The 13,207-nt window shown below is 66.2% G+C and carries 11 protein-coding genes; 5 read left to right on the top strand and 6 right to left on the bottom strand.

Features of this window, described 5'->3' with window-relative positions; genetic code table 11:
- Positions 1-145: 145 nt before the first annotated feature.
- The 4 genes from NV2_RS14020 to NV2_RS14005 form a co-directional block, all read right to left on the bottom strand.
- A complete protein-coding gene (locus tag NV2_RS14020) occupies positions 146-577 on the bottom strand; it encodes a YbaB/EbfC family nucleoid-associated protein (protein ID WP_067873178.1) in 432 nt (143 codons plus the stop codon).
- Positions 578-599: 22 nt separating this feature from the next.
- A complete protein-coding gene (locus NV2_RS14015; protein WP_067873175.1) occupies positions 600-2,297 on the bottom strand; it encodes a WXG100 family type VII secretion target in 1,698 nt (565 codons plus the stop codon).
- A 210-nt stretch (positions 2,298-2,507) separates the two neighbouring features.
- The gene (locus tag NV2_RS14010; protein WP_067873172.1) at positions 2,508-4,106 is read right to left on the bottom strand and encodes a GMC family oxidoreductase; all 1,599 of its coding nucleotides are present in this window, start codon (positions 4,104-4,106) and stop codon (positions 2,508-2,510) included.
- Between the two features lie 17 nt (positions 4,107-4,123).
- Positions 4,124-5,839: an aldehyde dehydrogenase family protein gene (locus tag NV2_RS14005; RefSeq protein ID WP_067873169.1), complete on the bottom strand. Its 1,716-nt coding sequence runs from the start codon at positions 5,837-5,839 to the stop codon at positions 4,124-4,126.
- Positions 5,840-6,005: 166 nt separating this feature from the next.
- On the opposite strand from NV2_RS14005, the gene NV2_RS14000 reads away from it, so the two are divergent.
- A complete protein-coding gene (locus NV2_RS14000) occupies positions 6,006-7,328 on the top strand; it encodes a PucR family transcriptional regulator (RefSeq protein WP_084474631.1) in 1,323 nt (440 codons plus the stop codon).
- Here NV2_RS14000 and NV2_RS30810 read toward each other — a convergent pair.
- Together NV2_RS30810 and NV2_RS13995 are read right to left on the bottom strand one after the other, a co-directional pair.
- The gene (locus tag NV2_RS30810) at positions 7,240-7,443 is read right to left on the bottom strand and encodes a cold-shock protein (protein ID WP_084474628.1); all 204 of its coding nucleotides are present in this window, start codon (positions 7,441-7,443) and stop codon (positions 7,240-7,242) included. The genes NV2_RS14000 and NV2_RS30810 overlap by 89 nt on opposite strands.
- Before the next feature lie 128 nt (positions 7,444-7,571).
- Positions 7,572-8,351: a TetR/AcrR family transcriptional regulator gene (locus NV2_RS13995; protein ID WP_067873166.1), complete on the bottom strand. Its 780-nt coding sequence runs from the start codon at positions 8,349-8,351 to the stop codon at positions 7,572-7,574.
- Positions 8,352-8,769: 418 nt separating this feature from the next.
- Between NV2_RS13995 and NV2_RS13990 the strand changes: the two genes are divergently transcribed.
- The 4 genes from NV2_RS13990 (at position 8,770) to NV2_RS13975 (ending at position 13,178) form a co-directional block, all read left to right on the top strand.
- Positions 8,770-9,609, top strand: coding sequence for an alpha/beta fold hydrolase (locus tag NV2_RS13990; protein ID WP_067873163.1), 840 nt, complete (start codon positions 8,770-8,772; stop codon positions 9,607-9,609).
- An 81-nt stretch (positions 9,610-9,690) separates the two neighbouring features.
- On the top strand, positions 9,691-10,803 hold the full coding sequence (locus tag NV2_RS13985; protein WP_245662597.1) for an acyl-CoA dehydrogenase family protein: 1,113 nt from the start codon (positions 9,691-9,693) through the stop codon (positions 10,801-10,803).
- A gap of 15 nt (positions 10,804-10,818) precedes the next feature.
- Entirely contained in the window at positions 10,819-11,700 is an 882-nt protein-coding gene (locus NV2_RS13980) for a VOC family protein (protein ID WP_067873157.1), read from the top strand.
- A gap of 86 nt (positions 11,701-11,786) precedes the next feature.
- The gene (locus NV2_RS13975; protein ID WP_067873154.1) at positions 11,787-13,178 is read left to right on the top strand and encodes an MFS transporter; all 1,392 of its coding nucleotides are present in this window, start codon (positions 11,787-11,789) and stop codon (positions 13,176-13,178) included.
- The last annotated feature ends 29 nt before the right edge of the window (positions 13,179-13,207 follow it).

The following is a 13,207-nucleotide window of genomic DNA, read 5'->3' as shown; positions in this document are numbered from 1 at the left end:
ATTGGAGCCGGCCCGCTCACCTTGCGATCTGCGGGTGCGTTCGTGGCCCCGCCATCGTCAGCTCAACCAACACAGTGTGATTCTTCCGCGCGGCGCCCGATTTCCAGCCGGTGGGAAGGTTCGGGTACGCCATTGGTCCTGCGGCTCACCGTGTGAAATTGTCGGTGTCCCTGAAGAATTCGCGAATATCGCGCAGACTCGGCCCCTCTGCCGCAGCATCGAACACCTCCGGTACGTCGTCGAGGGCCTCGGCAACCGGCGCCATTGCCTGCTCGCTGTGTTCCCGGGCTTGGCGTGCGGCCTGCTGAGTTGCCTGCACGATCAGTCGAGCGAGTTCGTCCGCCGGCCTCCGCATTGCGGCAGGGGTCAGGGACAGATTCGTGAGAACACCGGATCCGTCGACGGTTGCGGTCACCGCCCCGTCGGAGGAACCGGCCTGCGGGCGAAGGTTTTCCAGCTCCCGGAGGATGTCGGACATGCGGCCGTGCTGCCCTTCGACGGAGTCCAGCAGCCGCTCCATCTGCTTGCGCATTCCGTGGTTCGCCGACAGCAGGCTCTCGCGTTTCGCTTGGTCCATTCCCGCGTCCCTCCAGGATTACCTAGGTTGTTCTCGCACGTTGCCGCATATCCAGCCGAGCCATCACCAGCAGCAGGCGATGCAGCACCTTGGCGGGATCGGACGCCCGGGCACCGCTGTGTTCGACCTCGGCGAACCCCCACGCCAAGGCGCGGCCCGGATTCACACCGCCGTCTCGGAAGCAGTTCTCGTCCAGTTGATCTCGCCAGCGTCGATAGCCGTCGACCACATGGGACATGGATCGGTTCTCGGTGCCGGTGATACGCAGGTACTCGGTGATCAGGGCGCGCTGCACGGTCTGTCTCGCGCGGAACCCGCCGGTGAGGTCGACCACCTGGCCGAAGGCTTGCAGCATCCGAATACGGACAGCGCTATCCGCGGTGTCGGCCTGCTGCGTCCAGGGCCGCACCCGGCCGGGTGGGTCGTGCGGTTTCGCGACGACACTGCGGTCGAGCACGATCCATGCCTCCGGTGCTTCCGGCGTCCGCCTGTTCGCCACGGTCGACTTCTCGTCCCCGGCGCTTCCGACCTCGATTCCGTGCAGGGGCAGTAGTGGGTATTTGTGCAACACGGCGTCGACAGCGTCGGCGATATCCCGGGCAGCGGCTATGTCGAGCCCCGATGACTCGAATCCGGCGATCTGCAGGTTGTGCCGGGCCGCCATCGCCATCACGATCTGCATCGCCTCGTCGCTCGTGACCGGCTGTCGCGGCGGCTTCGGCTTCGGTTTCTTGCGCTGCTCGGGTTCGGGAGCTTTGGCCGGGTCGGGCCGCCGCGGTGATGCGGGCCGGGGCGGCGCATGTTGCTCTTCCGGTGCGGTCGCACTGCTGGGCTTCGACCACGGAGATGCGGGATTTCCCGGTGCGCCGGGCTGCGCGGGAGCCGAAACCCGAGGGCCGGACGGGGCCCGGGTACTCGGAGTGTCTGCGCGGGGCTCGACCGAGCGGCGAGCCGCAGGCGACGCCTGTGATGGCGATGAGGAAACGGCGGAACGAGATGGTGCCGCGGCAGGGGAGGCGGCCGAGCTGGAGGGCGAGGCCTGGGGAGACGGTTGTTCGATGTCCTGCTGCTCCGGCGAGCTCGAGTCGTTCGGCTGGTTGCCGTCCAGTGTGGTGGCGGGACTCGTGCCGGGCGGAGCTGTTGTTGCGGGAGCGTCCGAGGAACGCTGCTCGCCGGTCGGCGGTGAACCGGCCTCGCCCGCTAGGGGCGAATCGGGGACGGATGGATCCGAGCTTTCCGGGCGCTGCTGTGCGGTCGGCGAGCTCCGGTCCGGTTCACCGGAGCTGCCCGGTTGGTCCGCCGCCGACGGATAGGCGGATAGCTGGTCGCGATAGGGGGTGCTACCCAGAACCGCACTGGACGGATCAGCGATCTCCGGTGTCGTGAGATCGGGAAAGGGCGAGTCCGGGAACGTATTCTGCACTTGGCCGGCCGCTTCTCGATCCCGACTCTCGAAGTTCTCGGCCGTGGTGCGGAGATTGGTACCCAACGTCGAGACATTCTGGACGAGGTTCTCGAATCCCTGCATGCTCCGTTCCATGGACGGCACATACGATTCGGCGAACACCTTTCCTGGTTTGTCGTCGCCCCAGCACTCGCCCTCCTCGGCGAGGTCGGCCTTCAGCTGCGCCAGCAGTTGCGCGGTCTCCGAAGCCAGGCTGTCGAGCTCGCCGGCGCTGCCGCGCATCCCGTCCGGATCGACGTACAACGACTGATTCACGCGACCTCCTCACCCCGTTGTGCCCGCACCGGCGCTATCCTGTGCGCCGATGACTGTCCGCAGAGTCGGGTGCTGTTCGGAAGGTGATTGTGCTCGCTGCGCCGCCGCTGTGCACGCAGGAGATTCCCGCCGGTGGGAACATTCTTCCCGGGGCGCCGACGCTGACCAGTCGGCGCCCCGCCATCGGGCCCGGATGTGCCCCGAACGAGGTCAGGCGCCGGCGGCGATCACATCGGCCGCCTTCTCACCGATCACCACCGACGGTGCGTGGGTGTGCCCGCGAATGATATTCGGCATCACCGAGGCATCGGCCACTCGTAGCCCGTCGACGCCGCGGACCTTCAGCTCCGGTGTGACGACACTGCCGGCGTCGGTGCCCATCCGGCAGGTGCTGACCGGGTGATAGAGCGTGTGCGAATACTGGGTCAGCGCCTCGTCGAGGGTTTCCTCCAGGGTGGGCAGTTCCCGCTTGGGCTGCAGTAGTCGGCCGAGGGCGGGGGCGAGAGGCCGCATGCCCGCGATGCGGTGTGCGATCCGCAAGCCCTCCAGCATCGCCGCTCGGTCCGCACCGTCGCTGTCGGACAGGTAGTTCGGATCCACGAGCGGGGCGGAGACCGGATCGGCGGAGTCGAGGGTGACCGTGCCGCGGCTGCGCGGGGTGAGCAGGATCGGGCCGATCGCCACCGCATGTTCGGTGGCGACACCGATTCCCTCGTCGAAGAACGGTGCGGGACCGAAGATGACTTCCAGGTCGGGCAGCTCCAGATCGGCGTTGCTGCGGACGAATCCGTAGGCCTCACCGACATTGGAGGTGAGCATGCCGCGACGCCGGATCAGGTAGTCGAGCAGTTGGCGGGGTTTCTCGGCGTCGAACAAAGTGCCCGAGTCGACCGCGAATCCGATGAGCGATACCAGATGGTCGGTGAGGTTGCGGCCCACCTCCGGCAGGTGGTGGCGCACCGGGATGTCGTGGGCGCGCAAATGCTGTTCATCGCCGATTCCGGAGAGCATGAGTAGCTGCGGCGTATTGATCGCGCCCCCCGACAGGACGACCTCCTTACGGGCACGGACAGTGAGAAGCTGGTTGTCCCTGCGGTATTCGACACCCACCGCACGGCTACCCTCGAAAAGAACGCGGGTCGCCTGCGCGCCGGTGAGCACGGTCAGATTCGAACGCCGGCGCGCGGGCTTCAGATAGCCGTCGGCGGTACTCCACCGGGCGCCGCGCTGCTGGGTGACCATCGTCTCGCAGAAGCCCTCGGGTCGCGCGGAATTGGCACGTTCCTGTTTGAACCCGGCAAGCTCGGCGGCAGACAGGAAGTCGCGGGTCCAGGTGCTGGCGCTGCGCTGCCGGGAGATGCGCAGCGGGCCGTCGCGGCCCTCGTCGGGGTCGTGGGCCCCCTCCACGGCTTCGATTCTCCTGAAGTAGGGGAGGACGCTGTCGAACGACCACGAGTCGCCGGCCGATCGGGCCCAGGCGTCGTAATCAGCGGCGAATCCACGCACCCACATCATCGCGTTCATCGACGACGAACCGCCGAGCATCTTGCCGCGCGGGTAGAAGATCCGGCGGTCGCCCAGTGCCGGCTGTGGGGTGGTGTAATACGCCCAATCACACTCGCCCTGAAAGAGTTTCGAGAAGGCGGCTGGAATGTGCGCGAAGCGGTTCTTGTCCTCGGGCCCGGCCTCCAGGGCGACGACATGGTTCGCCGGCTTCTCACTCAACCGGGCGGCGACGACCGCGCCGGCCGATCCGGTACCGACGACGATGTAGTCGACGACCGAGGGGCTGCTGGTATCGGTGCTCATGGGGTGCTCCCTGGGTTTCAGCCGCGCAGGGCGGACGCGAAGATGGCGGGAAGACGGGACCAGCGCGGATCGGCGGCGAAGGTGGTGAGTAGTCGCCCGGTCCGTGCCGCGGTCCGGTTACCGACGAACCACGGGGGTTTGGGGCTGAGTGACCATTCACCGTGCAGGATCGATCGTGGTGCCGGCCGGAACGGCCCGCGCACCACGGTGCGTTCGATCCGATCGATCATCCAGGCGTTGTGCACGACACCGATTCCGCTCTGCACATCGTCGATCGTATGCCCGGGATAGGCTCCCCAGCTCGCGGTCGGGGTCAAATAGCCGACCGCGGTCCACGCGTTCACCGCTATCGTGCCGTACCGCAAGCGCTCGATCATCGTCTCGAATTGCTCACCCAGCCCGTCGATGGTGTCGGGATGGGCCACGATGTTCACTCCCAGTGTGCCGGTGAACTTCTCGTTGGCCGTATCGACCGCGGCGCGCGCGAAATCGGCGGCGTTTCCGGGTAGTTCGGCGACGCCGAGCACCGGAGCGAAGTATTCCGTGGAGAACAACGTTTCGTCGGTGTCGGGATCCAGTTCGCTCACCAGCAGTCGTTCGCCTCCGCTGCCGAGCCGCCGGGCACCGGGGTAGACGGCTCGGGCGCCCGCGACCCGGTCGTCGCTGCCGGGATAGTAGGCCGGGCGCGCCGGCGCACGGTCGACGGCAGCGGTGAGTTCGGCCAGAAATGCGTCCTTCTGGGGCCAGTCCGCGGACACCAGCACCGCCTGCGACGCCACGCAGTTGTAGCCGCCGTTGTGCAGTCGCTGCGTGGCGATGTGCTCGGCGTGGAATTTCAGGTCGGCCGTGCTCCACTCGCCGGGAAGCACAATCGTCGGCGAGACGCCGCCGAGTTCGCTGCTGATGGGTTTGTCCAGCAACGGGGTTCCGGCCCGTTTCCGTTCCGCGGCGAGGGCGCCGGTGCCCCACACGATGGCGTCGTGTGTTGCGGCACTGCCGGTCATGTGCACGTGTGCGACCTGTTCGTGCGCGACCAGATATCCGCCGGTTTCGGCCCCGCCGGTGAACATTCGCACCACCCCGAGGTCGATCAGCGGGGCGAAAATCTTCTCCAGCACCGGGAGCAGCGGATCGGTGACCGGATTCAGTTTCAGTGCCACCACCCTGTTGTGCGCGACGAGTTCGTAGAGCGTGTCCAACGGCGCGATCGAGGTGATGTTGCCCGCGCCGAGCACCGCGCCGATGCCGTGGGTGCGGCCCGGGTCGCGTTGCGCGAGCCCGGCTCGGGCCTTCGCTGCGTCCGCATCGACGCCCGGCTGTAACCACACCTCGGCGCGATACCCGCTGAGCAGCAGTTCGTCGTACAGATTCGTCGGCAGCGCCTGAACGGTCGTCCGTCCGCCGGCCGTGCCGAACTTGGCGTTCGCGAGCGGACTCTGTCCTCGTTCCAGCGACTCGAGAGTGTGCGATACCGCGCTCAGTGCGGCAGCGAAGACATAGGGACCCGACATCCACTCCTCACCCACGAGTGGGGAGGACGGAGCGAGCTGCTTGATCTCGATCGCGGCGTCGACCCATTCCCGGGCGTGCTGCCCGGTGAGCGTGCGCATCCGTTCGAGCAGTGCACGTCTGCCGGACAACGGCAGACGTGACCATTTCCGCTCGCCCTCGGCGAGTTCGGTGAGGGCGAGGTCGATAGCGGTTTCGGCCGCGGCGGCCTGATCTGTCTGCACGTGACACGCTCCAAGGACGAGAATCGCGCTGAATCCGATTATCCTCAGTGTGACTGTGCTCACGACTAGAGGGAATGTGTTCTCGTTGCGTGTTCGCGAGCTGGATTTGTGCTCAGGCACTAATGGGTGGTGGTCTCGGTCACATCGGCGGGGTTAGACTGCCGTTATGAGTTCGCCCGTGCTGTCCACCCGGCCGATGTCACCGTTGGCGGCCTCCCTCACGGACTCTGTCGAGGCCATGACCGCCGAGCTGGTCGACCGCATCGCGACCGCCGACCCGTCCTACGCGCAGACCGGCCTGCTCACCGAGGACCAGCTGCACCACACCTGCCTGGAAAATCTCACCGCCATGGTCGAGGCGTTGTCCGGTAACGGGCCGTTGCGGCTTCGGTCGGCGCGCGAAGCGGGCCGGCTCAAAGCCGAACAGGGCATACCGGTGTCCAGTCTGCTGCATGCTTATCGGCTCGGCGGCAGGCTCGTCTGGGAGGAATTGACGTCCCGGTCCGGCGGGCCCGGGGACCCGCGTCTGCACGATCTGGCGACCGGGCTCTGGGAACTCGTCGACCTGTTCTCCGATGCTGCGGTCGAGTCCTACCGCGAGACCGAGGTGCTGCTCGCACACTCCGACGCCCAAACGCAGAGCAGACTCGTGCGGACCCTCTTCGACGACCACACCAACCCGGCCCGAGTGCTGGATATCCTTCGTACCCTGGGAATTTCGGAGGGCGGCGCATTCACCGTCGTCGTGATCGACAGCGAACTACCCGCGCCCCTCCCGGCCGAGTTGAGCACTGCCTTGCGGGACGCCGGGATCCGATCGGTCTGGGATGCGCAGATAGATGCCCATGTCGGTCTGCTTGCTGCGGCAACGACAGCGGCTATCGATCGCGTCCCGGCGATGCTCGGGGCGTACCTCTGCGACCGGGTCGGCGTGAGCACGACCTTCGCTGCCCCGCACGGCATCAGTGCCGCCATGGCCGAGGCGCGCCTGTCGTGTCGTTCCGCGCGGCCGGGCTCGGCGGCTACGGTTCGATTCGGCGAAGAACCCGTTGCGCACCTGCTCGTCGCCGTACCCGAGGCCGGGCGTGCGGCCGCCGCCCACATACTCGGGCCGGTATTGCGCCTTCCCGCGGCCGAACGTGACGATCTCGTCGAGGTGCTCGAGGTCTGGTTCCGCTGCGGGGGTTCGGCCGCCGCGGTCGCCGAAACGATGCACTGCCACCGCAATACGGTGCGCTACCGGCTGCGTAAGGTGCGAGACCTCACGGGCCGCGACACCACCGACCCTCGGCAATCGGCCGAGCTGTATCTGGCCCTGGAAGCTTTCGCTTTGCTGGGCGACGGTGCCGGAAAGCACGAAACCCGCGCCGATGGCGCGGGTTTCGCAGGCTTTTCAGCTCCTAGATGGCGCGAACGTTCTGCGCCTGCGGGCCCTTCTGGCCCTGGCCGATCTCGAACTCGACACGCTGCCCTTCATCCAGGGACTTGAAGCCGGAGCCGGAAATCTCGGAGTAGTGCACGAAGACGTCAGGGCCGCCCTCGTCCTGGGCGATGAAGCCGAAGCCCTTTTCGCCGTTGAACCACTTCACACTGCCTTGCGACATACTGTTTGTTTTACTTCCTGTTGCGAGCCGGGTGATCACTTCAACGACCCGTGCTCGGGTAACAGCATCTCATGTGTGCGCTGAGCAGCCGCGCCCGCCCTCGTCGACGCTCGGTCGCCCCGGTTCGGTCAAGCGCCGCCGGTGTCACGCGCGGGTGGTTTGGACAACGATTCGACCAGGTTGTGCATGGCGCGCATATCGGAACGCAGCGCATCGAGCTCGGAACGTAGCGCATCCACGGCGTCACCGGCCTGTTCGTCACTGCGCTCGGAGGGCAGCTGCGGGCGCCGTTCGCGCACCGGATCCGGCACTGCATCGGGTTGGTCGGCCCGGGCCGGTGCGAACCCGTCCAGGAAGAGCGATGTCACCGTGGCGGTGATCGTTTCGATATCGGCGGTGAGCGTTTTCCGATGCCACCTGACCGACTGGAACACGCACTCGCGCATCATCCGCTGGAACTCGAAGGTATCTATGCCGGAGTTGAATTCGCTGTTTCGCACACCTTCTTCGGTGATTCCGTGCCACGCATGATGGGAGAACTCGACGGCCTCGGCGATCTGCGTGTAGCCGGGCAGTGCGCTCAGACTCTCCAGTTCGTTCTGATAGATCTCGGTGGCATAGGGGTGCTGGTCTGCGACTTCGAGCGAAACACGGACCAGCAGTGTGAGTCGGTGCCGGGCCGTACCGGTTCCGGCCAGGACGGCCTCGTAGCGCCGCACCAAATCTGTGAGGAAACTCGTCAGGATCTCGGAGAAGATCGCATCCTTGGAGTTGAAGTAGTGGTACAGCGTTCCGGAGTTCAGGCCCACCGCATCGGCGATCTCCCGGATCGTCGTTGCGGACAGTCCCCGCTCAGAAAATAGCCGAGCCGATTCGGTCAGAATCAGTTGCCGCCGACTCGCTGCCACTGTGCACCTCTCGTGTCCGGACTGACGGTGTCTGCCTATGCCGTACCGAGGCTAGCGGCAGGTCAAGGCCGGTTGATCGAGCCTACGCCCGCCGGACAAGGCGGCTTCGGCAGGCCCCCGGCGATGAACTACTGCAGTACTTCGCGAGCGCCGAGATGTGTGGTGTCGCGGGCGCGGTCGGTGTTCCTGTCGCAATGCTTCTCCCACCATAGAGCAACGGATCAATACCAATCAATCAATTGATCGAGAAACCCAATCGAATGGTTGACAAAGCGAGTGACCGGGGTCACCATTGAGCCCGTGACCCGCTGCCGATCCTCGGTCCAGATCAGGGACACCAGTGGCCCGACCACCAGCCCGGCGCTGCCCAGCAAGGGCCCGGTCGACTCGCGGGCCTTTCATCGAGCATCGGAGACCTGTGACTCTCTCGGACGACTACACAAACACCACTCGTGGCCCGTCCATCACGGACGGACTGCACTACCACGAGGCCGGAGAAGGGCCTCCCCTCGTGCTGCTGCACGGGTCCGGCCCGGGCGTATCCGGCTGGTCGAACTTCGCGAAGAACCTGCCGGTCTTCGCGCGCACCTTCCGCACGATCGTGGTCGATATGCCAGGTTTCGGGGCGAGCCCCGATAGGACGTACGACCGGCCCTACCCCGAGATAGCGGCGGGCGCGATCGTCACCCTGCTCGACGACCTCGGCATCGAAAAGGCTCACCTGCTCGGTAATTCGATGGGCGGATGGGTCTCGCTCGAAACGGCCGCCCTCGCTCCCGAACGGGTCGACCGCATGGTGCTGATGGGGCCGGGCGGCCTGTACGCACCGCTGTTCGGACCGATGGCGAGCGAGGGGGCACGCCGGCTGCAGGAGTTCCTGGCCGAACCGAGTCGTCAGGCCCTGGAAGCGTGGGTCGATTCGATGGTCTACGACCGGGCGACGATCACACCGCAACTGCTCGACGAGCGCTGGCAGAACGCCACCGCACCCCGCGCCATCGAACGTATGCGTGCGGTGATGGCATCGCTGGGTCTGCCCGGTAAGGCACCACTGTGGACCCGCACCGCCGAGATCCCGCACGAAACTCTGGTCACCTGGGGGCGCGATGACCGGATGCTGCCGCCGGACGGCGCGTTCTTCGCACTGCGGCGGATGCCGAAGGCCGACCTGCACATCCTCGGCGAGTGCGGGCATTGGGCCCAGGTCGAGCGCAAGCACGACTTCGAAACGCTCGCAACGGCATTCCTCACCCGCTAGCGCGATCCCGACGATCGAAGGAACCAGAACATGCAATGTCAGCACGAAGCCGTCGACGCGGTCCTTGCAGAGCGCGATCGTGTGACCGAGCTCGAAGCCGAATGCGTCCAGCAGCGCAAGCTGACCGACGACACAGCCAAGATCCTTCGGGACGCGGGCATCATGCGGCTCATCCAGCCGAAACGTTACGGCGGGTTCGAGGCCGATCCCTGCGTGTTCAACGCTGCGATGTACGAGATCGCCCGCTTGTCGAGTTCGGCAGGGTGGGTGACCGGCGTCGTCGGTGTGCACTCGTGGCATCTCGGGCTCTTCCCCGATCAGGCGCAACAGGATGTCTGGGGCGAGGATCCGGATACGTGGATCAGTTCGTCCTACAGCCCGGCGGGTACCGCCAGAATTGTGCCGGGCGGTTACGAGTTGACCGGCCGATGGGGCTTCTCGTCCGGCAGCGACCACTGCGGCTGGGTGTTCGTCGGTGCGATGGTGACCGACCGGGACGGCCGCCGCACCGGGCAGCAGGTCCATCTCCTGCTGCCCCGAACGGATTACACGATCGACGATGTCTGGTTCACTGCGGGTCTGGCGGGAACCGGCAGTAACGATATCGTCGTCGACGCCGCGTTCGTGCCCGAGTATCGCGTCCACGATGTCGCGGATCTGTACGGCGGCCGCTATCCCGGCAATGCCGTCAACACCGGGCCTCTGTTCCGCCTGCCCTGGTACACGGTGTTCATCAACGCGGTCGTGGTGCCGTTGGTCGGGATGTCCAGGCGTGTTGTCGACGAGGCGGCCGGCATTCACCGGTCCCGGCTGGCGGTCGACCCGGCCAAGCTACCGCATCCGGCGACGCTGGCGCGCCTGACCGAAGCGGATTTCGAGGTCGACGCCGCCTACCGGATTCTGCAATCCAACCTGGGCGACGCCTACACGGCGGCGGCTCGGGGGGACGAGGTGACGATGGCGATGCGGCAGCGCAGTAAGCGTGATCACATCGCTGCCGTGCGGCTGGTCGTCTCGGCGGCCGACAAGGCATACCAGGTCGGCGGACCACGCTCCATCGCGTCGTCGTGCGCACTGCAGGCGGTCTGGCGTGACGTCCACGCCGGTCAACACCATGCGATCAACCTGCCGGACAAGGTCGATCACGAGTACGGCGAGTACCTGCTCACCGGTGCGCTCAACGGTCTCTACTGATTCAAGGAGCTCCTTATGCCCGTCCTCTCACTGGGGTATCTGCGTCTGCGCGTCGAGTCCACCGAGTCGTGGCGGACTTTCGCCGGCGACTTCCTGGGCATGATGCGAGTCGACGGCCCGCTGCCCGAGGCTCTGCACTACCGAATGGACGATTACCCGCCGCGTCTGGTGATCTCGGAGTCCACCACCCCGGGGCTGGAGGCCATCGGTCTCGAGGTCCTGCACCGGACGGATCTGCACGAGTTGGTCGAGCGAGTCGAGGCCGCGGGTGTCCGGACCCATATCGGTACCCCGGCGGAGTGTGAACTACGCCAGGTTTCGGGGTTCGCCGGCTTCGACGATCCTTCCGGAAACCGGATCGAGTTGTTCTACGGCCCCGTGCTCAGCCACCGTGCGGTGGAACTGAACGGCGTGTCCGGTTTCGTCACCGGCGACCAGGGCATGGGGCACGTCATCGTGAACGTGCTCGACACCGAGGAAGCGTACGAGTTCTACGTGGGCGTCCTGGGATTCGTCGAACGCAACTCGCTGGCTCTGCCCGACGGTGTCAGCTACTTTCTGGGCTGCAACCCACGGCAGCACACGTTCGGGCTCAGTCCCGCGCAGGGGCCCGCCCTGATGCACTTCATGCTGGAGACAGCGGATATCGACGATGTCGGCAGGGCGCTCGATCGTGCCGTCGATCTCGGCATCCCGATGATGCAATCGCTCGGCAAGCACACCAACGACCGGATGCTGTCGTTCTATGTCTACTCTCCCGAAGGCCACGCCACCGAAATCGGCTGGGGTGGAGAACGTATCGAGGGACCGGAACCGACCTACCGGATTACCGAGGGTGCCGTGTGGGGCCACCGATTCACGCCGGCGCCCGACGGTGCGAAGGGGCTTCCGCGATGACCGGCACACTCGGGGGGCGAAGACCGGAAACAGTCGCGGGTAGCGAAACACACTGGTGGACACCGAGACTGGTCGTCATACTGGTTGTGCTGATCTTGATATCCGAGATCATTCCCGTCTCGTCGGTGCTCGCGGGTACCGCCCTGCCGGCCATCACCGCGGAGTTCGCGACCACCCAGGCCGGGTGGACCATGACGATCGCGTTCCTGACCGCCAGTATCGGGATGCCGCTGGTGGGCAAGCTCGCCGATATGTACGGCAAGAAGCGATTGCTCATGATCGTGCTGACGGTGACGGTCGCCGGGGCGGTGTTGTCGGCGCTGGCGCCGAACTTCGCCGTGTTCTTGATCGGACGTGCGTTGCAGGGCGCGATCTTCTCGGTCGCATTCCTGTGCTATTCGCTGGTGCGCGATGTCTTCCCGCCGAAGATCGTTCCGTTCGCGGTCAGCGTCACCATCACCGGCACCGGCATCGTGGTTGTCCTGCAGCCGTTCCTCGCAGGCTGGCTGATCGACAATCATGGTGTCACGGGCGCTTTCTGGTTCGTGGCGGTGCTCACCGCGGTACTGGCCGTGGCGGCGTTCCTGGTCGTTCCGGAATCGCCGGTACGCTCCACGGACTCCCGCCCCGACCTGGCGGGTGCGGTCCTGCTGGGTGGCTCGGTGGCGGCGGTTCTGCTCGCGGTGAGCAAGGCGCCGGAGTGGGGCTGGTCCGGCGCAGCAACACTGGTGCTGTTGCTACTCGGGTGCCTCATGTTCGCCGCCTGGCTCGTGCAGGCCGGTCGTACCCCCGAGCCACTCATCGACGTGCGAGAACTCCGTCGGCCGGCACTATTGTTCACCGTGCTCTCCTCGGGCTTCGTATACGGAGTAGGGACCACCACCAGTTCGATTCTGGCGGTGATGGCGATGACGCCGCGCGAGGCGGGCGGCGACTACGGGTTCGGGATGACGGCCAGTGAGTACGCGATCTTCGGTGTGATCAACGGCCTCGGCATCGTCGCGGGCGGATTGATCGTCGGGCTGACCGCCCGCCGGACGGGCGCCAAGCTGCATATGGTCGTCGCCGCCGTCATCATCGGGATCGGAGTCCTGGCAATGGGTGCGGGGAGGGGAGAAGAGCTGATCGTGCTGGTCGCCACCGCAGTGGTGCACCTCGGTGTGGGTTTGGCCGGCGCTGCGATCCCGAACCTCGTCATCGCGGCCGTGCCGGCCGACTCGCAGGTGGTCAGTTCGAGCATCGCCGAGGTCAGCCGCACTCTCCTGGCCGGCGTCGGAACGACGGTGGTGTTCGTCCTGCTCAACGCCAATGTCCGGGCGTTGGTGGCGGGAGCGCCGGTATATGCGGGCGCAGGGTTCATGTGGGCGTTCGGCGTAATCGCCGCGTGTGCCTTCGTCGGAGGTATCTGCGCGGCACTGCTTCCCAGCCGGCTGGGGGCGGAAACGCCGACGGCCGAAAAAGAGGGGCGCACTGCATAACCCGGGTTTCGTTTGCTGCGACAGGACCG

Source organism: Nocardia vermiculata NBRC 100427 (assembly GCF_001613265.1).
Lineage (GTDB): Bacteria > Actinomycetota > Actinomycetes > Mycobacteriales > Mycobacteriaceae > Nocardia > Nocardia vermiculata.
The sequence above is the reverse complement of the archived record's forward strand: the minus strand, read 5'-3'. Positions and strand labels throughout refer to the sequence as shown.